20 protein-coding genes are annotated in these 22,144 nt (G+C 73.2%); 3 read left to right on the top strand and 17 right to left on the bottom strand.

Annotated elements, in window-relative coordinates; translation table 11 throughout:
- Nucleotides 1-332: 332 nt before the first annotated feature.
- A complete protein-coding gene (locus ACFIF2_RS31310) occupies nt 333-569 on the top strand; it encodes a hypothetical protein (protein WP_395576641.1) in 237 nt (78 codons plus the stop codon).
- A gap of 21 nt (nt 570-590) precedes the next feature.
- Here the strand turns inward: ACFIF2_RS31310 and ACFIF2_RS31305 are convergent, their stop codons facing one another.
- The 13 genes from ACFIF2_RS31305 to ACFIF2_RS31245 form a co-directional block, all read right to left on the bottom strand.
- On the bottom strand, nt 591-1,322 hold the full coding sequence (locus tag ACFIF2_RS31305; RefSeq protein WP_395576640.1) for an acyltransferase domain-containing protein: 732 nt from the start codon (nt 1,320-1,322) through the stop codon (nt 591-593).
- Between the two features lie 67 nt (nt 1,323-1,389).
- Complete coding sequence (locus ACFIF2_RS31300) at nt 1,390-2,211, bottom strand: AfsR/SARP family transcriptional regulator (RefSeq protein ID WP_225654875.1); 822 nt, start codon at nt 2,209-2,211, stop codon at nt 1,390-1,392.
- Nucleotides 2,212-2,380: 169 nt separating this feature from the next.
- Entirely contained in the window at nt 2,381-3,217 is an 837-nt protein-coding gene (locus ACFIF2_RS31295; protein ID WP_395576639.1) for a 4'-phosphopantetheinyl transferase family protein, read from the bottom strand.
- Complete coding sequence (locus tag ACFIF2_RS31290) at nt 3,214-5,061, bottom strand: beta-ketoacyl synthase N-terminal-like domain-containing protein (RefSeq protein WP_395576638.1); 1,848 nt, start codon at nt 5,059-5,061, stop codon at nt 3,214-3,216. The genes ACFIF2_RS31295 and ACFIF2_RS31290 overlap by 4 nt, the downstream gene beginning before the upstream one ends.
- 22 nt (nt 5,062-5,083) lie before the next feature.
- A complete protein-coding gene (locus tag ACFIF2_RS31285; protein ID WP_395576637.1) occupies nt 5,084-5,851 on the bottom strand; it encodes a phosphopantetheine-binding protein in 768 nt (255 codons plus the stop codon).
- A 99-nt stretch (nt 5,852-5,950) separates the two neighbouring features.
- Nucleotides 5,951-6,808 carry a BTAD domain-containing putative transcriptional regulator gene (locus ACFIF2_RS31280; protein ID WP_395576636.1) on the bottom strand — a complete coding sequence of 286 codons (858 nt, stop codon included), beginning with the start codon at nt 6,806-6,808 and terminating at the stop codon, nt 5,951-5,953.
- 289 nt (nt 6,809-7,097) lie between these two features.
- Complete coding sequence (locus tag ACFIF2_RS31275; protein ID WP_395576635.1) at nt 7,098-7,319, bottom strand: acyl-CoA carboxylase epsilon subunit; 222 nt, start codon at nt 7,317-7,319, stop codon at nt 7,098-7,100.
- A gap of 161 nt (nt 7,320-7,480) precedes the next feature.
- Complete coding sequence (locus ACFIF2_RS31270; RefSeq protein WP_395576634.1) at nt 7,481-9,556, bottom strand: condensation domain-containing protein; 2,076 nt, start codon at nt 9,554-9,556, stop codon at nt 7,481-7,483.
- Between the two features lie 171 nt (nt 9,557-9,727).
- The gene (locus tag ACFIF2_RS31265) at nt 9,728-10,657 is read right to left on the bottom strand and encodes a 4'-phosphopantetheinyl transferase family protein (RefSeq protein WP_395576633.1); all 930 of its coding nucleotides are present in this window, start codon (nt 10,655-10,657) and stop codon (nt 9,728-9,730) included.
- On the bottom strand, nt 10,654-12,111 hold the full coding sequence (locus ACFIF2_RS31260; RefSeq protein WP_395576632.1) for a hypothetical protein: 1,458 nt from the start codon (nt 12,109-12,111) through the stop codon (nt 10,654-10,656). The genes ACFIF2_RS31265 and ACFIF2_RS31260 overlap by 4 nt, the downstream gene beginning before the upstream one ends.
- Nucleotides 12,112-12,131: 20 nt before the next feature.
- Nucleotides 12,132-13,106, bottom strand: coding sequence for an SRPBCC family protein (locus ACFIF2_RS31255; protein ID WP_395576631.1), 975 nt, complete (start codon nt 13,104-13,106; stop codon nt 12,132-12,134).
- 139 nt (nt 13,107-13,245) lie between these two features.
- Nucleotides 13,246-14,097, bottom strand: coding sequence for a BTAD domain-containing putative transcriptional regulator (locus tag ACFIF2_RS31250; RefSeq protein ID WP_395576630.1), 852 nt, complete (start codon nt 14,095-14,097; stop codon nt 13,246-13,248).
- 194 nt (nt 14,098-14,291) lie between these two features.
- The gene (locus ACFIF2_RS31245; RefSeq protein ID WP_395576629.1) at nt 14,292-14,921 is read right to left on the bottom strand and encodes a ScbR family autoregulator-binding transcription factor; all 630 of its coding nucleotides are present in this window, start codon (nt 14,919-14,921) and stop codon (nt 14,292-14,294) included.
- Between the two features lie 671 nt (nt 14,922-15,592).
- On the opposite strand from ACFIF2_RS31245, the gene ACFIF2_RS31240 reads away from it, so the two are divergent.
- Together ACFIF2_RS31240 and ACFIF2_RS31235 are read left to right on the top strand one after the other, a co-directional pair.
- Nucleotides 15,593-16,579 (top strand): ScbA/BarX family gamma-butyrolactone biosynthesis protein, encoded by a 987-nt coding sequence (locus ACFIF2_RS31240; RefSeq protein ID WP_395576628.1) that lies wholly within the window; start codon nt 15,593-15,595, stop codon nt 16,577-16,579.
- Nucleotides 16,580-16,979: 400 nt separating this feature from the next.
- Entirely contained in the window at nt 16,980-17,624 is a 645-nt protein-coding gene (locus tag ACFIF2_RS31235; RefSeq protein WP_395576627.1) for a ScbR family autoregulator-binding transcription factor, read from the top strand.
- Between the two features lie 64 nt (nt 17,625-17,688).
- On the opposite strand, the gene ACFIF2_RS31230 is transcribed toward ACFIF2_RS31235, so the two are convergent.
- The 4 genes from ACFIF2_RS31230 to ACFIF2_RS31215 form a co-directional block, all read right to left on the bottom strand.
- Nucleotides 17,689-18,735 (bottom strand): NAD-dependent epimerase/dehydratase family protein, encoded by a 1,047-nt coding sequence (locus tag ACFIF2_RS31230; RefSeq protein ID WP_395576626.1) that lies wholly within the window; start codon nt 18,733-18,735, stop codon nt 17,689-17,691.
- Complete coding sequence (locus ACFIF2_RS31225) at nt 18,735-19,499, bottom strand: SDR family oxidoreductase (RefSeq protein ID WP_395576625.1); 765 nt, start codon at nt 19,497-19,499, stop codon at nt 18,735-18,737. Before ACFIF2_RS31225 ends, ACFIF2_RS31230 begins: the two co-directional genes overlap by 1 nt.
- A 165-nt stretch (nt 19,500-19,664) precedes the next feature.
- Entirely contained in the window at nt 19,665-20,066 is a 402-nt protein-coding gene (locus ACFIF2_RS31220; RefSeq protein WP_395576624.1) for a DUF6009 family protein, read from the bottom strand.
- Complete coding sequence (locus tag ACFIF2_RS31215) at nt 20,063-21,595, bottom strand: phage/plasmid primase, P4 family (protein ID WP_395576623.1); 1,533 nt, start codon at nt 21,593-21,595, stop codon at nt 20,063-20,065. Before ACFIF2_RS31215 ends, ACFIF2_RS31220 begins: the two co-directional genes overlap by 4 nt.
- Nucleotides 21,596-22,144: the final 549 nt, after the last annotated feature.

The following is a 22,144-nucleotide window of genomic DNA, read 5'->3' as shown; positions in this document are numbered from 1 at the left end:
CCCCGTCGGCCACCGGCCGCCACGGGGGCTTCGGCCGTTCCGGGACCGTGGCATCCACGGACGCGCGTCCGCACACCCGCACACCCGTGTATCCGCGCTCCGCGTCCGCACGGCTCTCACGTGTTCCTCGAGCGCCCCTTTAGCGGATCCGGTCAGGATTTCCAGCGCCATACGTCGGAAGCGCCTGCGCGCTGTCCTGCCCCGCCCGGGAGTCGTCCATGAAGCATCCGGTTCCTGCACGGCGTGCTGCCCCCAGGAGCGGATGCGTACCACGGGGGCCGAACCGGGACGTGCCGTCCGACGACGACATCGGATGGCCCAAGAGGTGACGCATGACCACGACATTCCCGTCCCGCCCGCACGACGACCTGCTCGGGCTCGCGGGCAAGGACGTGCCGCGCCGCCGCGCGGCCTCTCCGGCGGCGGGGGCCTCTCCGGTGGCGGGGGGCGCCACCGCCGCTCCGTTGCTCGCCGAGTCGTCAGTGGCCGTCTGGTCGGCTCTGCTGATCCTCTCGCGCGTGCGTCTGCGCAGGTGCGCGACCGCGGTGCGCCGGCGCCTCGACGGCTGACCGCCGCCCGCCGCCCGCCCCTCAGGCCGCTTCCAGCACCCGCCGGAGCACGGCGTGCACGTCGGCGCGGTGGCGGGCCCACCACAGCGCCTCCCAGTCGATGCGCGGACCGGAGAGCTGCAGGTGCGCCATGGCGGCCAGCAGCGCCGGCACCTCGCCGACCGCGACGGCCGTCTCCGCGTCCTCCCGCGGGCCCGGCCCGCACGCCAGCACCCGCCTGAAGCCCGCCGCGCGCAGCGCCGACAGGCCCTCCGCGTCACCGCGTCCGGGGGCGGGTGCCCGGGGGACACGACGGTCGGGACGGTCATGACGCCCGGTCAGAATGGTCCGCGCGGCCTTCTCCAGGCCCAGGCCCCCCGCCACGTGCGCCGCGGCCACCGTGCCGGAACCGGCCCCGGCGACCGCGCCGATGCGCATCCCCCAGTCCTGCCACGTCCGATACAGCGCCACCTGGTAGGCGAACAGCGCGGCCCGGCCGAAGTCCGTGCGGTCGAGCAGTCCGGCGTCGGCGCCGTGCTCGGGCGCGAAGACCGCCGCCGCCAGGGGCAGCGGCAGGCGCACGTCGAGCCCACGGCACCCGGTGTCGAACTGCGCGCGGAAGACGGGGAACGCCCCGTACAGGGCCCGCACCATGGCGGGCCGCACCCGCCGTCCGGCGACGAACAGCACCGCCGTCTCGCCCTCCCCCGCCACCAGCACCGGCGTACGTGCCGCTGAGGCTTGCGGCCCGTTGCGGCCACGGCCTGGGGTCATCGGTCCGCCTCCTCCCGCGCGTCGGCCGCCGGGCGCCCCGGCCGCCGTACCTGGCCCACGGGTCCGCTCAGGCGGCGAACAGGTCGAAGGTGGAGGTGTTGCGCGGCCCCGCCAGGACGTCGAGCTGGGGGTCGACGGACAGCATGGCCTGGTGCATGCGCTGCAGCTGGGGAGAGGGCTCGACACCGAGGTCGTCGATGAGCCGCATCCGCAGCCGGCGGTAGACCTCGAGGGCGGACGCCTGCCGGCCCGACCGGTACAGGGCCACCATGGCCTGCGAGTGCAGCCCCTCGTGCTGCGGGTGACGAGCTGTCAGATCGGCCAGTTCGGCGATGAGTTCGGTGTGCCGGCCCAGCCGGAGATCGGCGTCTATGCGCCGCTCGACGGTGACCAGGCGGCTCTCCTGCAACCGTACGACCTCGATGTCGAGCACCGGACCGACCCTCACGTCCACCAGGGGCGCGCCGCTCCACAGGTCCAGGGCCGCGCGGAAGCGGGCGGCGGAGACCTCGTTGTCGCCGGCCCCGAAGGCGGTCCGCCCCTCGCGCACCAGTTTCTCGTACTGGTGGACGTCGACGCAGTCGCCGTCGATCTGGAGCAGGTAGCCGCCGTGCCGGGTGGCGAGCACGTCCTTGGCGCCCGCCGGTGAGCCGGGTCCCATCGCCGTGCCGAGTTTTCTGCGCAGTTGCAGGATGTACGTCTGGAGGGTCGTCAGCGCGCTCGCCGGGGGCGTGGTGCCCCACAGCTCCTCCATGAGGGTGGGCACGGGCATGACCCGTCCCGGGTACAGCGCCAAGAGCGCCAGCACCTGCCGCGGCTTCCCGGCCGTCGGAACGATCGAACCCCCGTTGACCTCGGCACTCAACGGACCCAGGATTTGAATCTTCACGGTGTCCTCCGCTCGTCGAGCTCGTCGAGTCCTCTGTCCAGTTCCTTTCGATGGCCAGAAAACTGCGTCACGTGCACGCTAGCCGCGTCCGTGTCCCCCAGCGCTTTTCTGCAGTCGCCCTCTAGCGGAGTTCCACGTACGGTGTGGCGGCGAGTGCGGGACCAGCCCGTTACGGGCCGCCCACCGGGTCGGGCAGCGGGATGTCCTGCGGGGCCGCGCGGGCCCAGGGGAAGCCGTGGTGGAACTGGAGCACGCCCGGCTGTCCGTCCCCGGCCGGTACGGCGACCGCGACGAGGACGCCGGGGACCGGCTCCAGTTCCAGGAAGCGCCACCGCCCGAACCGGTCCTGTTCCGGCGGCCGGAAGGCCCTCACGCCCCGCTCGTCGTCCAGGGTGAAGGCGAACTCGTCGAAGGGCAGCCCGAGTCCGAGGCCCAGCGCCTTGGAGTACGCCTCCTTCAGCGTCCACAGCCGCAGCACCCGCCGGTCGCGGGCGTGGCCCGGCGCCACCCGCGCGACCCACTCCTGTTCCTCGGGCGCGAACGTGCCGGTGATGGTGTCGATGCCCCGCGCGTCCCGGTCGAGGCCCTCGACGTCCACGCCGATGCGGTGCCTGCGGACGATGCCGAGCAGGTTGTAGCCGCCGGCGTGCGAGAGGTTGAAGTCGAGGTGGGTCCCGCCGCGCGGCAGTCCGCCCGCCACCGGCCGCAGGAAGGGACGGCCGCGCTGGGAGCGCCACATGACCAGCTCGGCCTCGGCCAGTCCGGCCTCCAGCGCCAGCGCCCGCCGGACGAGGATGTGCGCGACGAGGTACTGCCGCCGGTCACGTTCGAAGAGGAACTTGCCCGCCGTGTGCCGTTCCTGCTCGTCCAGCCAGTGCTCGGCGAGCAGGTCCCTGAGGGCCGGCGTCAGGTCGTCGTTGGGGCACAGCCACAGCTTGACGGGCGGGGCCTGCTCCGGGGCCGGGACTTCCCCGGGGATGCGCGTCTCGGGCTCGATGAGGGTCATGACGGCGTCGGCCCGTCCGTCCCCGGGCGCCCGGCCTCCGGCAGCGGCCGGCGCAGCAGCGCGCTCGTGGGCAGCGGCAGCACCGGCGCCGCACCGGCCGTGTCGGCGGCGGTCACGTCCACCCCGGCCAGCCACAGCCGGGCCAGGGCGTCGAGCCGGCGCCCCCGCCACAGCGCCGCCAGGTAGGCGCGGGTCTCGGGCAGCTCGCCAAAGAGCACGCCGGGCCCCTGGGCGCCGCGCAGATCGGCGCACCCCACGCTGCCGCGCGCACCACCGGCACCGTCGCGGTCACCGGCACCGTCACGGTCGCGGTCGTCGGCGAACGTCCTGAGCGCGGCCGCCAGTTCGCCGATGTCCCGCACGACGACGGCGAGGCGGCAGTCCCGTACGGCCCGGCCCAGCCTGAGTTCACCCGCGAGAGCGGCGAGCAGCCGCCGGTCGTCCCGCATGCCGTCCTCCACGCCGTCCTCCACCCCGTCCGCCGACAGCACCCGGTCGGCGAGCCGCCGGGCCGTGGCGGCGAGGTGCTCCGGCGTCGGCGCGGACAGCAGCACCAGTTCCCCGGACGCGGCGGCCGGCCCGGTCGGCCCTGCCGCGATCGGCTCCGGCCCGCGCCGCGGCGGCTCCTCGAGAAGCACGTGGGCGGCCGCGCTCCCGGCCGTCGGGCGTACGGCGACGGTGGCGCGGCGCGGCAGGTCGCGTCCCGACTCGTCGTGCGGCCGTACCCACGGCACGGCCGGGGAGTCGCCGGGGGCGGGCAGCAGCGTGCCGTGGCGCAGTTGCAGCACCGCCCGCACCAGGGCCGCCAGTCCGGTCGCCGCGCCGGTGCCGCCGGTCGTGGCGTCCACGGTGGCCTCGGTCTCCCGCAGCGTGACACCGGCCGCCGTGACACCCGCGGCGGCCAGTGTCCGGCGGGACAGCCGGTCGGCGACGGCGTCCCGCGCGCGTCGTCCGGGATGGGCGACGGCCGTGGCCCGCACGACCGCGTGGACGGTGTCGCCGGCGGCCCGGGCGGCGGCGAGCGGCCGGAGCAGTACGGCCCCCACGCCCTCCCCGCCCTCCGGTTGCCGGCCGGCCGGGTCGAGCCGCAGGTCGACGGCGCCGACCAGGGCGGCGCCGCACTCCCCGGCGCGCAGCGCGGACAGCGCCTGGTGCAGGGCGACGAGGAAGGCCGCCTCGCCGCCGCCGACGCAGTGGCCGGGCCCGCGCAGGTCCAGCAGGGTGGACAGGCGCGCGGGCAGACCGACGCGGGCACCGGCGGCGGCTGCGGCGTCGCCCGCCGACTCGTGAGTGATGCCGGCTCGGCCGGCGGGGCCGTGGGCGACGTACACGCCGACCGCGCGCGGTTCGCCGTCCGCCGCGGTGAGGGTGTCGAGGCGGGCGCCGGTGCAGCCGGCCGTCTCGAGGGTCTGCCAGAGCACTTCGAGCAGGATCCGCTCCTGCGGGTCCAGCAGCGCGGCGTCCTGGGGCGTCAGCCCGAAGAAGACGGCGTCGAAGTCGTCGAGGCCCCCGAGGGAGCCTCCCGTCCGCCGCCCGGCGTCGCGTCCGCCGAGCACCGCGGTGTGCCGGAAGGCGTCGAGGCCGTCCGCGTCCGGGAAGCGCCAGTGGAGGGCCGTGATGGCGTACCCGTCCACCGGGGCGGGAGGCCCGCCGCCCGCCGGCGCGGTCGTCAGGGCACGCGCCGGCGGGGGCTGGGGCACGGCGGCACGCGGCTGGGCCACCGCCGTCGTGCGGGGCGCGTCCCCCGCCGCGGGGCCGGGGCGCGCACCGGTCAGGAGGGCCGCCGCCTGCTCACGGCCCAGGTCACCGTTCTTGAAACGGGTCAGGATGTCCCTGTGGTCCATGGTCTCCACGTGCTGTCCTCGTTCAGGCGGGCCGCGGCGTCAGCAGGGTGACCGCTTCGTCGACGGTGAGCATGTCGTCGCGCACCGCGTCGAGCAGCGCGTTCACCTCGTCCTTGGTGAGGTCGCCCCGTACCGGGTCCGGCGCGGCGTCCGCCCGGGCGAGGCTCCCGGCCGCCCCCGGCGCCGCACCGGCGATGTACTCCGCCATGGCCGCGAGGCTGGGGTGGTCGTAGAGCGTGACGGGGCGCTCGGTGAGGCCGTACGCCCGGTTGACGGCGGCCACGAACTCGGCGGACAGGATGGAGTCGAGTCCGAGCAGCGGGAAGGCGGTCTCCGGGTCGAGCGCGGCGGGATCGCAGTGGACGGTCGCCGCAAGGTGACCACGCAGCTCGTCCAGGACGGCGTCCCCGCCGGACCCGGCGGCCCCGGACGTACCGGACCCGGCGGACGCGCCCGACCCGGCCGACGTACCGGACCCGGCGGACGCGCCCGACTCCCCGGCGGGGTCCTGGAGGCCGGCCGAGGCGAGGTGGCGGGCGAGGTCGGCCGGGGCAGGGTGCTCGTAGAGCGCGGCCGCGGTGACGGCGGTGCCGAAGCGGGCGTTGAGGGCCGCCACGAACTCGGCGGCGAAGATGGAGTCGACCCCCAGCACCTGGAACGGCTGTCGCGGGTCGATCCGGCCGGGTTCGACGTGCAGCGTGTCCGCCAGCACGGCCGTCAGCCCGTCGAGGATGCCGGCCGCGGGGCCGTCGGGGTCCGGTGGCGGAGCGGTCTGCGGCTGGCTGGTCAAGGCGGGCGCCTCCTGTTCGGTGCCGGTCTCCCGGGAAGTGCGGTGCCGGTCTCCCGGAAGGCGCGGTGCCGGCTCCCGGGAAGGGACGGGTGGTACGGGTCAGCCGGCCGGGGCCAGGCTGGGCTCCGGCGGGGACTGCGGGGAGGGCCCCTGCACCACCGGTACGGGCATGCCGTCCTGGGTGGCGGCCAGGATCGAGTGCTGCAGGCGGCGCAGCCGCGGGGAGGGTTCGATCCCGAGGTCGCGCACGAGACTGGTGCGCAGCCGCTGGTAGACGCCGAGCGCCTCGCCGCGCCGGCCCGCGCGGTGCAGTGCCACCATGAACTGGGCGTGCAGGTTCTCGTGCGTGGGGTGACGGCTGGTCAGCACCGTCAACTCGGCGAGCAGTTCCCGGTGGCGGCCGAGCCTGAGGCCGGCCTCGATGCGCTGTTCGAGGGCGCACAGGCGGCTCTCGTCGAGCCGCGCGGCCTCCATGGTCAGCTGCGGCCCCTTGGGTACGTCCGCGAAGGCCGTGCCGTTCCACAGCTTCAACGCGCTGCCCAGCAGGCGGGAGGCGCCGGTGAAGTCGCCCGCGTCCATGGCCCGGTAGCCTTGGCCGGCCAGCTGGTCGAACTCCCGCACGTCGCTGGTGCCGCCGTTGCAGGCCAGCAGGTATCCACCGGGCAGGGTGATCAGCACGTCCTTGGCGGTACGGGGCTGCTCGCCCTCACGGGCGGGGTCCTTCTCCAGGGCCGCGGCGATGAGTTCGCGCAGTTGCAGGACATAGGTCTGCAGGGTGGTGCGGGCGCTGCGCGGCGGCCGGTCCGACCACAGCTCCTCGACGAGCGAGTCGACCGGGACGATCCGGTCGGCGTGCAGGGCCAACAGGGCCAGGACCTGGCGGGGCTTCGGCGCGGTGGGGGCGACGGACACCCCGTTCTCCCTCACGTCGAGTGCGCCCAGTACGTCGATGTCCACGCCGTCTCCCTCGTTCGCGTGCGCTGCGGGCCCTCCGATTAAAAAACAGCGCATGCGGTATGTCAATAACAAACCGCATGAGCCGTTTTTAGTGGCCCTTACAAGGGACGCCCGTCGAGGCCATGCCCCGTCAACTCCGTTGCTAGAGCAGCGTTACAGCCGACAAAGGGCCGCTCGACCTTCGATGGACGCCCCCTCAAGCCGCACCTGAGTAGGCCACCAAACCAGCCATCATGGTGGGGCATGCGACACCAAGAAGAAACCATATGGTCTGTTACGAGGCGACGCGTCACCGCGGGCCGTGAGGCACCCGTACGGCGTCCGGGCCCCGACACCAGCCGGAGACGTCCGACGGACCCCCGGCCCGCTCGTCGGCCTCCGCCCCGCCCGCCCGCAACGCGAGCAGCACGGCCAAGAGCGCGGCGATGTCCTCTTCGCCGGGCTGTCCCCGCACGATGCGCAGGGTGAACTCCCCCTGGCCGACGAGGCCCCCGCGGTCCGAAGCGCCCATGCCCCTCCTCCGGCGTCCCGGTCACCGTCGGACATCGCGCTCGACGCCCGCTCTCACCCCGCTCGAGCGGCGGTACGTCGATGCGGCCGTGCGGCCCGGCGGCCATGCAGGTCCACCGCCGCGCCGGGTCACCCGCGGTACTCGGTCACACGCGGCACCGTTCACACGCTGCGCGCGCGGACCGACTCCAGGCCCCGCAGCAGCGCGCGGGCGCTCCCGGCCGCGTCACCGGTCCCCGTCATGATCACGGTCGTCGGCCCGTCGGTCCCGTACGGAGCGTCCCGGGCGATCTCGTAGGCGGTCCGGCCCGCGGGCCCGCACCCGCACAGCACCAGCCGGCGTCCGGTGCCCGGCGTCTGCCTCGGACCCGGTTCCCGCAGACCCAGTTCCCGCAGGCCGGAGGGCGGCGGCAGGCCGCTCGCGTCGTCGAGGGCGAGGGACACGATCCGCTCCGGACCGTCGTACTCGCTCAGCAGCAGGTCGTAGGCGCCGGGCGGCACGCCCGGGACCTTGACCAGGCCGATGACGTCCGCCCGAGGCTCCCCGGCGCGCAGCACCGCGAGGGCGAAGCCGCGCGGCCCGGGCTCCTGCCGCACGGCCAGCGGTACCTCCCCCGCCCGCAGCAGGTCGAGGACCTGGGCCACCGTGACCCGTTCGTCGTGGTGGTCCGGCAGCAGGCGCAGCAGGTGCATGCACTGCGACAGCGTCCCGGAGGCGTCGGCGTCGGACAGGCCGGCCCGGTCGTGGGTGGCGGTCAGCGTCAGCCCGCCCTGGCTGTCGTGCCGCGCGACGAGGGTCACCGGCAGACTCGTGTCACTGCTCACGCTCTGCGGCACGTCCACCCGGATGCCCTGCGCGTTCAGTTCGGAGCGCAGGGCCTGCGGCAGTTCGGGCCGGGTGTCGAAGCGGACGAGCGTGTCGGTGAGGCGGTCACCGGGGTCCCGGCCGCTCCACTCGCGGATCAGGTCGCCGGAGACCCAGGGATAGGCGCTCAGGTCGAGCGCGGCGTCGCGCACCTGCCGCAGCAGTTCCACCAGGGGGGCGGTGGGGTCGACCGTGACGGTCACCGGCAGCGGGTTCCCGAGCAGCCCGGGGATGTCGGCCGCGCCCCGCAGCATGAGGTCGCGCCCGGACAGGTGCATGCCGAAGCTGACCGGGGCGGGGCCGGGCACGCCCGCCGCCCGGTACAGCAGCAGCGCCCAGACCGCGTGCAGGGCGCTGCTCTCACCGGCGCCCCAGGCCGCGGCCCAGGAGCGCAGGCGGGCGGTCTGGTGGGGGCGCAGGCGGCGCTGGATGCGTCCGGGGCCGGTGTTGCGGGTGCGTCCACCCGGCCGGCCGGGGCTGACCGCGGCGTGCGCGGGCGGGGCGGCCGTGGCCCAGAACCGCCGCGCGACATCGGTGTCCTGGCCCCGGAGCCACTCCACGTGGTCGCGGATGTCGGGCCGCCGTTCACCGCCCGGTACGACGCCGTCGGCGAGGTAGGCCCGGTAGAACTCCCGTACCAGCAGCTGTGCGCCGCGCTCGTCGAGCAGGGCGTGGGGGTAGCTCAGCAGGATCCGGGTCGTTGCAGCCGGGCCGGTCGCGCCGGGCTGCGGCGGGCCGTCGAGCAGGGTGAGGCGGAGCAGTCCGGGGCGGTGCAGGGCGAATTCCCTCGCCCGGTCGCGCCGCAGGAGGTCGTTCCAGGACGCGGTGGTGTGGCGGTGGTGGACGACCTCGACGGCCGCCCGCTCGTGCAGGACGAGCCGGGGGGCGCCGGTCCAGTCGAAGGAGGCGCGCAGGACGACTTCGCGGTCGGTGACGGACTGCCAGGCCGCGGTGAACCGGCCGATGTCCAGCGGGCCGGTCCAGGACCAGTGGAGCTGCTCGACGTGGCGGCCGGCCGCGCCGGGCCGGTTCACGGCGGCGAGCAGCAGCTCGCGCTGGTGCCCCGTCACCGGGACGGTGCCCAGGCACGGGGGCTGGAGCAGGTCGGCCAGCAGCTCGGCGGTGAGCGGCACCGGTTCCGGGCCCGCCGCCGCGCCGGCCCGGCTCAGCCGCACCAGGTACCGGCCCGCCTCCTCCTCCAGGGCGACGGAGTACGCGCGGTGCCGGGTGGCGATCCTGGCCGCGACCGCCTCGGCCTGGGCGGTGCCGAGCGGCCCGCACAGTTCGAAGACCAGCGCGGAGCCGGGGGCCGTGCCGTCCGGCTCGTGGACCACGGTGAGGACGGTCCCGGCCTGCGCGTCATGGCTGCTCATCCGCTCTCCCGGGCGCCTGGAACCACCGTCGCGGCGCGACGGACCTGCCCTTTGCCTCCGGCCTCTCCCTCGGCACGACGGACCGGCTCTCCCGCCTTCCTCTCCCATCGTTCCCGCACCCCGCCCCCTGCCCCGTGCCTCGCGGTCCGCGGCGCCCGCCCGCCGTCCCGCTCACCGCCCCCGTTCATCGCCGACCGGGGCTCCAAGCCCCCAAGACCGTACTGTTTGCGCAGGTGGGAGCCCCGTGCGCGCGAGTGGGCCTGGATCGTCACGCAAGCGGTCCTCGACCTGGCCCGCGCCTTGACCCGTTTCCTGACCCGCGCCTTGACCCGTTTCCTGACCCGCGCCTTCACCCGTGTCCCGGCCCTTGTCCTGGCATGCCTCACTGACCAGATAGCGGTCCCGGACCAGGCAGGTGGTGAAGGACCACGCGCGGGCGGCGGGCGAGTCGTCGGCGAGCACCGCGCGCCCGTCGCCGTCCCAGCGGAAGCCGACGGTGCCGAAACCGCGCCGCATCCCCTGCCCGAGCGCCTTGGTGTACGCCTCCTTCAGCGTCCACAGCCGCAGGAACCGCGCCGCCCTGCGGTCGTCGGGCAGCGCGGCGAGCAGCTCGGCCTCCCGCGGGGTGCACACCTGCCCGTGCAGCGCCTCGAAGGACACCCGCCGGGTGACCGACTCGGCGTCCACGCCCACCGGTCCGCTGCGGCTCACGGCGACGACGATCAGCTCCTCGGTGTGGGCCAGGCTCAGCCACAGTTCGCCCCCGAAGCCGCGCAGGGTGGGCTGCCCGCCGGGCAGGTAGGCGATGTCCAGGGCGGCCGGGGCGGTGTAGAGGACCGCGGCGGCCGTGTGCTTCATGACCACGCGCGACATGGCGAAGGCGAGGCGCCCGGCCGCGGCGGGGTTCTGCCGGTAGCGCGGCCGGTCCCGGCCGAGCAGGCCGCGCAGCTCCGGGTCGAGCAGGGCGGCGGTCAGCCATTCGCCCCAGGTCGTGTGGACGACGGCCCGCCCCACGGATTCGAACCGGTCGCACACCTCGTCCCAGGGCCCTTCGGGCCCGGCCACGTGCAGCGGTGCCCCGGAGGCCTCCACGCCGGTCATGTCCCACCCCCGCCCCGCCGCCGACCGGCCGCTGTCCCCGTCCCTGCCCCTGCCCCTGCCCCTGCCCCTGCCCACAGCAACTCCGAGCCGTACACGTCGCAGTCGACGCCCTGCCGGGTCCGCTCGGCGAGTTCCGCCCACACGTCGCCGGCCGGGTCGACGGCGGGCTCGGGCAGCGGGGCGCCGAGCCGCCGGGTGACGCGGGCGAGCGCGAGCAGCGCCCAGTGCGGGCGGCCGAGGAACCCCTCGGCCTCCTGGCCGACGCCCAGCACCGCCGCGGCCAGCAGCAGCAGGGCCTGACGGTCCGCCAGGGCCCGGGCGACGGGGTCGGCCGGGCCGGTGTGCCCGGCCGCCGGGTACGGCAGGCGCAGCGTGCGCTGTTCGGTCGCCAGCCGGCGGGCCACGCGGGTGAGCGCGGCGAGGGCCGGGTCGTCGTCGGTGCGCTCGGCCAGGCGGTCGGCGGCACCGGGCAGGGCCGCCGCGACGTCGGCGGTGGACAGCGCACCCACGCGCGTACCGGTAGGTGCCGTACCCGTCTGCCCGAGCCGGAACAGCTCGCGTGACGCGGGGTGCTTGTATCCCTCCCCCGCCCGGAAGGCGCCGTCGGCCGGGTCGGCGAGTGAGGGCAGCGCGCGGATGAGCCGTGCCTGGCCGTCGGCCGCGGCAGCGGGGTCCGCGCCGGTCGCCACACGGTCGGCGGCCAGCTCGGCGAGGGCCCGGCGTTCGGCGGTGTCCGGCCCCGACCCTGCCTCGTTCAGGACGAGTTCGAGATCGTCCAGCACCTGGCCGACCAGTTGCGGCACGACGTAACCGGCCGCGGCGGTCAGGGCCGGCGTCCCGCCCGCGGTCAGGTCCGCGGCCCGCAGCGCCACCGCGGTCAGGCTCTCGCAGGCCAGCAGGTCGGCGAAGTCCGCGGCCAGCACGGGCTGCCACTGCCGTACGCCCGGTTCGCGCGCGGCGACAGACTCCACGAGCCGCGCGGTCGTGTGCAGCGCGCCGCCCGCCGCCCCGATCAGCGCGGCCGGACCGAGCAGCGCGCCCAGCTCCGTACCCGGCCCGCCCGCCTCCGCACCGGCCAGGGCGCCGGACAGCGGGCGTACGGCCCAAGCGTGGCCGAGCCCCAGGTCGCGGCGGAAGAGCGGACGCAGCACGCGCACGACCCCGTCGGCGCCGAGGCGGCGCACGTCGGCCGGCCCGGGGAGCGCGGCGCCGAGCGCTCCCGAGGGGGCGGGGACCTCCCGCGCGGCCGCCGACGCCGTACGGCCGTAGAGCCCCGTGGGGCGGAGTGGATCGCCGAGCAGCACCTCCAGCCACCGCGCGCGCAGCACGACGTCGGCGGACAGCGGCCCGTCGCCGAGGGGCGGCATGTCGGCGTACGGAGGCGTCCCGGGGACTGCCGCGGGGACTGCCGCGGCCTCCTCCGGTGCGAGCGGACCCGGTCGGGTGAGCGTCATCGCCTGCTTCCTCCTCGTCCTCAGCGCAACCGTCGTACAGGGCTCTCGGCATGCCACTTGGCCAGGCGCAGCGTCTCCCGGCTCTCCCGCCCCAGCCGCTCGCGCACCTGCCTGCGGGCGTCCACCGGCAGGGCGCCCGCCCCCAGGGCCGCCTCGACCGACTCCTCGCCCAGCAGCAACCGGTGCGCGCACACCACCGTCAGCCCCGACTCGTCCGGTACGAGGCTCCACTCACCGCTGTGCGCGGCGATCGGCGCGGGCGGGGCCGTCTCCTTGAAGACGATGCGCCCGGCGTGCGGGAAGCACAGCCGTACGGTCTCGGAGCCGGCCGTCCCGTCGTCGGGGCCTGCCGTGGGAACGGCCTCGACCGCACCCGTGTCGAGCACCACGACCTGCGTGCCCGGCCGGTCCTCGCGCACGCTGCTGTCGTCCACGTGGGGGAGCAGCTCGGGCCAGTCCTCGACGCGGTACAGGAAGTCGTAGACGAGTTCGGCGGGGCCCTCGACGCGCACCCGCTCCTCGAAGGCCAGCAGCAGTTCGTCCAGCCGGTCCCACCGCTCGGCCGCCTCCCGCAGCCGGGCCAGCCGCTCGGCCGCGTCCGCGTCGAGGCCGTCCGGCCCGGCGGACGTGCCGGTGTGCGCGTGCGGCGTCTCCTGCCGCAGGGTCACCAGCGACCGTTCGGCGCCGTCGGGTTCGACACTCCAGGAGCCGGCGACCGTGTCACCGGGCCAGGCGGGGTCGTCCTGCTCGAAGTCGACGGAGTGCGCCTGCGGTCGCAGCGTGCGCCGCAGCCGCGAGGAGCGGACGCGACCGTCCTCGTACTCCCAGGCCAGCAGCGTTTCCCCGGCACCGTCGAAGTCCATCCGCTCGACGTGGACGTACGAGGGCAGGAGTACCGGCCAGCGCGGGGCGTCGGCGAGCATGCCGTAGACGACGTGGGCGGGTGCGGCCACGGAGACGGTGCGCCGGGCGGAGTGCACTCGCTGGGACGGCATGAGTGACCCCTTTTCTCGCAGTGCGCCGCCAGGCTGTCCCGCGCGCCTCGAGCGCCGCTCGAGCCCCGGCCGATCCGTTCACCGGAACCGGCCGAACGGATCAGGCGACCGGACCCGGCGACCGGACCGGTCGCCCGGATCAGCCGACCGGGGCGAGGCGGCCGGCGGCGGACGTGGCGGCGGCGGACGTGGCGGCGGGCGCGGGTGCGCCGGCCGGACCGGACATCAGGATGGAACGCTGGAGCTTGGCCAGTGCGGCCGACGGCTCCAGACCCAGGTTGCGCACCAGCCTGGCGCGCAGCTGCTGGTAGGCGTTGAGCGCCTCGCCCCGGCGCCCCGAGCGGTGCAGGGCCAGCATGTACTGGCCGCACAGGCTCTCGTGGGTGGGGTACCTGCTGACCAGCACGGTCAGTTCGGCGAGCAGCTCGCGGTGCCGGCCGAGCCTGAGGTCGGCCTCGATCCGCTGGTCGAGGGCGCACAGCCGGCTCTCCTCGAGCCGCCTGATCTCGGTCTCCAGGTGGACGCCCGCGTGCACGTCGGCCAGTGCGGGCCCGGTCCACAGCTCGAGCGCCTCGGACAGCCGGGCGGCTGCCCCGGCGTAGTCCTCGGCGTCCATGGCCCGGTAACCGAGCCCGGCCAGCCGCTCGAAGTCCCGCAGGTCGCTGGTGCCCTGCCCGCTCTTGAGCAGGTAGCCGCCAGGGACGGTCAACAGGACGTCCTTGGCACAGCGCTGCCCTTCCCCGCCGCCCTCGCCCTGCCGGAGCGCGCAGGCGATGTGCTCGCGCAACTGGAGGATGTAGGTCTGCAGGGTGGGCCGCGCGCTGCGGGGCGGCGCGGCGCCCCAGAGTTCCTCGGCCAGCATGCCGACGGTCACGACCTGGTCGGCGTGGAGCGCCAGCAGGGCGAGCACCTGACGCGGTTTCGGAGCGGTCGGCGTGATCGAGACGCCGCTTACACGTACAGCTAATGAGCCGAGTATGCCGATGTCCACGCTGTCTCCCCCGTCTGCTGCGGCGTTACGCACCGTGCCAGGCATCCGAGTAAAAAACAGCGCGTGCGGTTTGTCAACGACGCGGGCGATACCCCCGTGCCGCTCGAGCGACTCTCCAGCCACCGCCGGAATCGGAGCCGCCGCATCACGTGCGCGCGTGGCTGCCTGCTCTCCGTCGACATCCCCGGCCCGGACTAGGGAAGCCCTTCCTTCACCCCGAGACTCGTGCCGTCGGGGATCAGTTCCGGCGACACCGCCATCCGCGGAAGGACGAATTCCCAGAACCGCGCCGCCCGCTCGGTCGAGAGCCAGTCCTTGTCCCACCCGGCCAGCGCCTCGAAACCGACCGTGGCGGCCACGATCGCCGCGACCGCATCCTCGGGCGAGACGTCCTGCGCCAGCTCCCCCGCGTCCCGCGCCCGCAGGACGAGTTCGCGAACCGAGGCATGCCACCACTGGAACAGCTCCGCGCCGCCCTTGCGCGAGGGGTCACCGCTCAGCCGGAACCCCGCCCTGACCACGGGGTCGGAAACCATCGCGAGCATCAGACCGCTGGTGACGTCCACCATCGACTGCAACGCGGTGCCGGCTGCGGCCCGGTAGCGTTCCGCCAGCTTCTCGGCCGCGTCCACCGCCGCGCTCTCCACCTGACGGGCCAGGGCGTCCTTGCTGGCGAAGTGGAAATGGAGAGCCCCGGAGCTCACGCCGGCCCGTTTGCAGATCAAGGGCAGGGAGGCCCTGACGTAGCCCTCGTCGGCGAAGACCTCCGCCGCCGCGACGATGAGGGCCTGGCGCGTCCGCGCCGCCCGTACCTGCATGACCATCGTGCTTCACCTCCTGGGCCGACACCGGTCCGCCACCGTCGCGAACACCTCCGTCGCGAACCGCGCATGCCAGTACACCGACCGAGCGCCGAGCCCTGCCAGAAAACAGCAGGATAGGTCGGTTTTTCGGTCCGCAGGCGCCCCGGTCGCGCGATCAAGTCCTTCTCGAGTCGACCCCTAGCCCCCTACGCACTCCCACACTCGCGCGGACAGCGCGTCGCGACGCCCCGGATGAATCGGTACGCACGGTCAACTCCCTTACGAAACAGCCCCGTTCACGTCCCGGTCCAGGTCGAGCCCACTTCACGGAGGGAGGGGAGCCGCCGCCTCACCTTCTCCGGCGAACGCCTGGTCCGGCGCTGGGGAACCACTCAAGGACCGCTCGAGAACCGGGGCGCCGGCTCCGGGCCGCGCGCTCGCGAGCTGCGGCCCGGAGCCCTCGGGGTACCCGTCCCGCCGCTCGGACACCCTCCGCGCGCGAGGAGGCAATGCCAGGTCAGAACGTTTCGCCAACCCCCGCGGCGGACCATCGGCGCACCACTATGAGCCACTCTGGAAAACCCCTAGGCGGAAGGACTCATACCGCTAGAAACTAAACCGGCTGGTATGTATCTTCTCGGCCTGAGGACCCACACGAAAACTTCGCATACCGCGGCCCAGGGGGAGCAGGCATGTCTGCGAACACACTTCGCGTCGAACGTGCAACGCCCGGCGCACAGCGCACGGAGACCGACCGCCGGGCGGCGACAAGATCCGCCGCACTGCGTTACCCGTCCCTGACCACCACCGTTCCCAAGGAGTTCGTCCACCGGGCCAGCGTCGCCGAAGTCATGCTCACCGACTGGGAGCGCAGGGACGAGCACCGGTTCACCGTGACGGCCCAGTGGCCTCGCAGTCACACATTCTTCACCAGTGTGAACGGCTGCCACGACCCGCTGATCGCGGCGGAGACGCTGCGTCAGGCAGGCACCCTGCTGGCGCACGCGGAGTATGGGGTTCCGCTGGGGCACCACTTCCTGATGTGGGACCTGTCGCTCACGGTGTGGCCGGAACACCTCCTCGTAGACGGCGCGCCGACCTCCCTCGACATCGACATCGTCTGCAGTGACTTCAAGATGCGCGGGGACAGCTTGGCCGGGTTCCGCTACCAGACGGTGATGCGCCGCGCCGGACAAGTCGTCGCGACCGGCGGCGCATCCTTCACCTGCATGGCTCCCAAGGTCTACCAGCGGCTACGCTCCAACCGGCGGAACAGCGCCGGGCCCCAACTCCCCCTCACCGCCCCGGCGGCACCCCAGAACGTGGGCCGGGTCTCGCCCATGGACGTCGTGCTGTCACCTGTCGGGCAGGAGGGCCGCTGGCAGCTTCGGGTGGACACCCGGCATCCCGTGCTCTTCGAGCACCCGGTGGATCACGTGCCGGGCATGATGTTGCTCGAGGCCGCCCGCCAGGCCACGGTGGCGACCACGGGGCAATGCGCGACCCCACTGTCCGTCACCGCGGAGTTCAGCCGCTATGCCGAGCTGGACACACCCTGCATGATCGAGGCCCGCAGTCTGCGCCGCACAGGGGATGAGGAGTCCGTGGAAGTGACCGGCCATCAGAGCGGTGAACTGGTGTTCCGGTCCACCGTGACCGTGGCGGTGCCCCTCACCTGACCTCGCCGGGACCACCCCGCACCGGGGAGCCCTCGCACCCGCAGTTCCCGGGACCGCCGGTTCTCGGCTTCCCGCCCGGGACTCGTCGACCGAGCGCACGATCGTGGGCCGGCCGGAAGACACGGATGGGGCCTTCCGGCCGGCCCAGTCGCCGTTGACGACCAGATCACCGCGATCTCGGCCCTCCTACCTCCTCTGCCTCCCCACCCCTCTCTCCCCACCCCTTTCCACCGTCCAGGGGACGCCGATCAGCGCATGCATCCGGGCCCCTTTTCCGACCGGAGGGTCTTCATTCGCCGTGTGACGGCATATCGGTACCCGGAACCAGGCTGTTAAAATACGGACTGGATGGTTTGCAATGGGGCATCATCGAGTACGTAGATCGACCTGGAGGGGCAGCATGGCTGAGCAGGAACGGGCCATCCGTACACGCAGGACAATCCTGTTGGCTGCGGCCAAGGTCTTCCAGGAGCACGGGTACCAGGCGGCGACGATCTCCCAGATCCTCTCGGAAGCCGCCGTCACCAAGGGGGCGCTGTACTTCCACTTCCCCTCGAAGGAGGACCTGGCGCAGGAGGTACTCCTGTCCCAGAACCGGGACTTCTTCGTTCCCGAGTGCGGGTCCAAGGTCCAGGAAATCGTGGACATGGTGCTGCTGCACACCCGCCGCCTACAGTGCGACCCCATGGTCAAGGCAGCGGTAAGGCTGTCCGTGGACCAGTTGGCCCACGACCTCGACCGCGGTGAGGCGTTCGTGCGCTGGGACAGCCTGGTCCAGGAGCGGCTCGAGAAGGCCCAGGCACAGGGCGAGCTGCTTCCCCATATCGTGCCGGACGAGACAGCGGGCGTTCTCGTGGGTGCCTACGCGGGCATCCAGTCCCTGTCGCAGGCGGTCAGCGAGCACCGGGACCTCTACACGAGGGTCACCGCACTGCTACGTCATCTGCTGCCCAGCGTCGCGGTCCCCTCGGTGCTGGCGTCGGTGGACATGAGCGAGGACCGCATGCTGAGGCTCCACGCCGAGATGACGGCCCGGGCCCAGTAGGACACCCAGTAGGACGGCAACCACCTCCGTGACGACCGGGGCCGCCACGAAGCCGCCGGGCCGGTCAGACGCCCCCCGGCACATACGGTCGGCCCCGGCCGGCGAGATGGTGCGCGTACCAGTCGGCGGACTCGGCGAACCGTGCTTCGAATCCTGGTCCGGGGTCCTCGCCGATCCGGGCCCACAGGCGGTCGCTCCGGTACCAGTGGTCCTGGGTGAGCAACGCGTACTGGTGGTCGGAGAATTCGGGTACGGCGCGGGCGACCTGGGCCCGGTGCTCCCGCAGGGACGTGTCCCGGCGGGGCGCGGAAAGGCCGAGATGGCGCCGGAGAGCCAACAGGACATGGCTCATCGGCACGGGCCGGGGGTGGGCCGCGTGGTAGATCGTGGAGCGGTCCGCGGTCCCGGGCGCGCGCACCAGACCCGCCACACCGCGCGCCAGGTCGCTCACCGCGATCATCGAACTGTCAGCAGCAGCGCCGGACGGCCATGTCGGCACCCGGGCGAGAAGGCGTGCCACGGTGGGGATGAACCACGCGTCACCGACGCCGTACACCAGATGCGGACGCAGCACGGTGCCGCCCGCGTCGAGCACCGCCTGTTCGGCCCGCAGCCGTGACCGGCTCGCGGCGGACGCGGGATTCGGTGTCAGTTCCCCTTCGCCCGTCGCGCGGTGCGGTCCGGAACCGTAGACGGAAGCCGTGCTGACATAGATGACACGCGCGACGCCGGCGCGCCGTGCCTCACGCAGAAGGGCGAGGGTGCCCAGGTGGTTGACCGCCTCGCAGCGGGCGGGATCACGGCCCACGTAGGCGGCGGTGTGGACGAGAGTCCTCACACCCTCGCACGATCCGCGCAACGTGGCCGGTCGGGTCAGGTCAGCGCGGACATGGCGCACCGCGCGGTCACTGGACAACGGTGTGCGCCGTGCCAGGACATGGATCGCGGGCATGCCCCGAGATGCGCCGCCGGCAGCCAGTTCCTTGACCACCGCGCTTCCGACGAAGCCACTGCCGCCGGCGACCAGGACGGTGCCCGCGCTGTCTGACGGCGAACCGGCACCGTACGCCGGCTCGGGCTCCTCTCCCGACCGGGACGTCCGAGGGCGCATCACAGCCGAGACCCTCCGGACGCGTCGATGCACTGGCCTGTGATCCACCTCGAGGCGTCGGAGGCGAGGAAGGCCACGATGTCGGCGATGTCTTGAGGGCTGCCGAGCCGGTCGAAGACGGACCACGCGGCGAGCCGCGCCGCCTGCTCGGGGGTGCTTCGCTTGGCCAGGTTCATGTCTGTCTCGACGAAGCCCGGGGCGACCGCGTTGACGGTGATGCCGCGTTGACCGACTTCCTTGGCCAGGGCGAGCGTGAAGGTGTTCACCGCCCCCTTGCTCATCGAGTACACGACGGACTCCGGGTACGCGATCCGGGTGGCCGCCGACGAGACGTTGATGATGCGGCCGCCGTCGCGCATCCGTCTGAGCCCCAGCTGGGCGACGAACAGCAGGGACCGGGTGTTCACGCTGAAGAGGCGGTCGAAGAGTTCAGGCGTCACGTCGTCGATGCGGGCGGACCCGCTGATTCCGGCGTTGTTGACCAGGATGTCGAGACTCCCGGCCGCTCCGTGCTCGGCCAGTCCCGCGTCGAATCGCTCATAGAGCCCCTGGGCGTCCCCCTGGGCACCCAGCTCGGCACGCAGGCCGAAAGCGCGACCGCCTCCCTCCCTGATCGCCGCGAGTGTCTCGGCGACCGCGGCCTCGTCGGTGCCGTAGTGAGCGGCGACCAAGGCGCCTTCGCTCGCCAGACGGAGTGCGATGCTTCTGCCGATGCCGCGACTGGCACCCGTGACCAGCGCCGTCCTGCCCTGAAGCACGCCCATGCCCTACCCCCCGCTGAAGCCCGGACTGTGATCGCCAGGAAATATACCGGCTGGACGGTTCTTTTGTAATGTACGTACGCCTTCCACCTGGTGGCCGGCTCCTCAACGCCCGGCCGCTGGTCCGGCCGGGCGGGAATCCGTGGAACGCACCTGCGGAGCCGCTGGCTACAGCGGCAGCGTGTCCCCCAACTCCCAAGCCGTCACCGACGTAGGACCCCCCTCGGACCGCTCGGTCTTCCGCCCCTTCCTACCGGCCGCCAGCGTCCGAGGGTCCACCGCCTCGGCGGGCGCGCCGGTGGCGTACAGGCCCTCCGGTTCGGAGTCCCGGTCGTGCGGCAGCAGCCAGAAGACGCGGCGGCGGAAGGTTCCCGACGAGCGGGAGGGCTTGGCCCCGGGTCCCAGCAGGGCGTACCCGACCATGCGGCCGTCCCGGTGGTACCGCGGCTTGCTCTGACGGTTCGGCAGCCGGTCCAGGCTCTGGCGCACGTAGTCGAGAGAGCCGATGTCCTCGAGCCAGACGAGGTCGACCTCGTTGTCGATCTCGTCCTCGTCAATGAGGGCGCTCATGCTGTCTCCTCGTCGGCGACCAGTCCGATGCCCGGGTAGTACTTGCGCTGGTTGGACAGGATCATCTCCTTGGGAGAGGCCAGTCCCACCACTTCTCGGACCCGTGCGGCGAAGGCACGCGACGAGACGGCCGGGGACCCCTCATTCTGGCACCAGTCCCTGTAGGCCGCGTAGAGCCTGGCCTGTTCCGCCTTGAGTCCGCCCTCCATCCGGCAGGACTCGCCGAGGAAGCGCCCGGTGTGGTCCTCGGTCTCCGCGTAGGCGTTGGTGGCGATCCGGACGCGCTCGGGCCCGGTCAGGTCCCTCTCGCCGCTCAGATACCGACGGGCGCCCAGAATCAGCCAGTTGAGGATGCCGGGGCCCTCCTCGGTGACGAGGACGTCCGCCAGATTGTCGATCTTGCGGTCGTAGGGAACGACACGCTCGAACGGGACCATGCGCATACGCCGCCAGAACGCGAAGCCGCCGGTGCCCACCTCGGGCCGGTGGTTGCCCAGCAGCCACAGCTTGTGCGTGGGCTCGAAGCTGAAGAAGTCCTGGCGCATCCGCCGCGCCTTGATGCGGTCCCCGCCGGTCAGCAGCTTCACCCTGGCCTCGTCGAAGCGGTCCCCGGGCTTGACCTCGCTGCACACGACCACCCGGCGGCCGTGGAGTTCCGCGAGGTCGGTGGGGTGACCCTCGTAGGGGCGGGCCATCAGGAAGCCGGGCGGCGCGGCGTCGGCGTAGTCACCAAGCAGCTTCATCAGCACGTCCAGCAGGACGGACTTGCCGTTACGGCCGGAACCGAAGAGGAACGGCATGACCTGACCGCCCACGTCGCCGGTCACCGAGTACCCCAGCAGCAGGTGCAGGAAGTCGATCATCTCCGCGCCCTCCTGGTCCTCGCCGAAGGTGTCGGTGAGGAACCGGTGCCAGCGGGGCGTGGGCATCGGCTCGGGGGCTGCCGTGGTGCAGCGCGAGTGGAAGTCCTTGTGGGGATCCGGTGTGCTGATCACTCCCGTACGCAGGTCGACAACCCCGTCGGGGGTGCACAGCGCGTACGGATCGGCGTCCAGCATGGCCGCGTTGAGGACCATGCCGGGCGCCGTACGGGCCTGTGCGAGCAGCGCGTTGAGGCCGGTGGTGCTCAGGGCCCGCCGGCGGTGCTGCTGGAGCGCCGCGGTGGTGAAGAGCCCGCGCGGATCGGTCGTCGCGAGGGATTCCGCCAGGTCGCCCGCGGCCCACAGCACGGTGTCGTCCTCGTCGGCCTGCCAGCGGGTGTGGTCCCACCGGAACCAGCCGAGGCCAGGCACGTGCCGGTAGTCGTTGGCGTAGAGCCTGACGAACAGCTTGGCGTTGCCGCGATCGCTGAGCGTGTCCGGCAGCAGCCCGTCAGCGGTCACCTCTCCCCCGGCTCCCGTCCTGTCCACGGGCGCAGGTGCCGGTGCGTGGACATCCGTCCGCGCACCGGGCGCCGCCACGGTCCGGGTGAGGATCTGCCGGGCCACGTCCTGCGCGTCGAAGAGGCTCTTCTGCTGGTCGCGCGTCATGCGCGGCCTCCCCGGCAAGGCGTCAGCGGCCGAGAAGCACGCGCTGAACGAACCTCTGGACGTCTTGAGTCGCTGCGTAAAAATCGCAGCTCAGAAGCCATGCGCATCCCCCAACAGCGACCCAAGCGACTGAACGACTCAAACAGACTAGCGAAACGAAGGTGACTGAAGGAGACCTGTGAAAGAACTGAAACGACACACGCCGATCCGCCCACCAGGCAGGACAGCGACTGAAGCGACCCACTATGCCCACTTATGACTCACGCAGGCGCATGCCATGAGACCGCTGCTCACCCCCGGACCCGCACCTTGCGTCGCTTCAGTCGCTGGCGCCCTCCAAAAGAGGCTGTGACCTGGGGCTTTGACGGACCGACCGGAGCGCCCGCCCTCCACTCCCGCCGCTGTCACCCCGGTGGCCGTCGCGTTCCCGCCACTTTTCCACGGCCCACGCCGCCCCAGCCGTCGCGGTGGCTGAGCGACCGGAGCGACTCAAGGACCCTTCAAGCGGATACCGAGCCGACCGTGCAACCCCCTGCCGGGCACACCGGG

Origin of the sequence: Streptomyces sp. BK79 (assembly GCF_044142145.1) — a bacterium.
In the GTDB taxonomy this organism is placed as follows: domain Bacteria; phylum Actinomycetota; class Actinomycetes; order Streptomycetales; family Streptomycetaceae; genus Streptomyces.
Note: the sequence above shows the minus strand (reverse complement) of the source record. Positions and strands in the feature narration are given on the sequence as shown.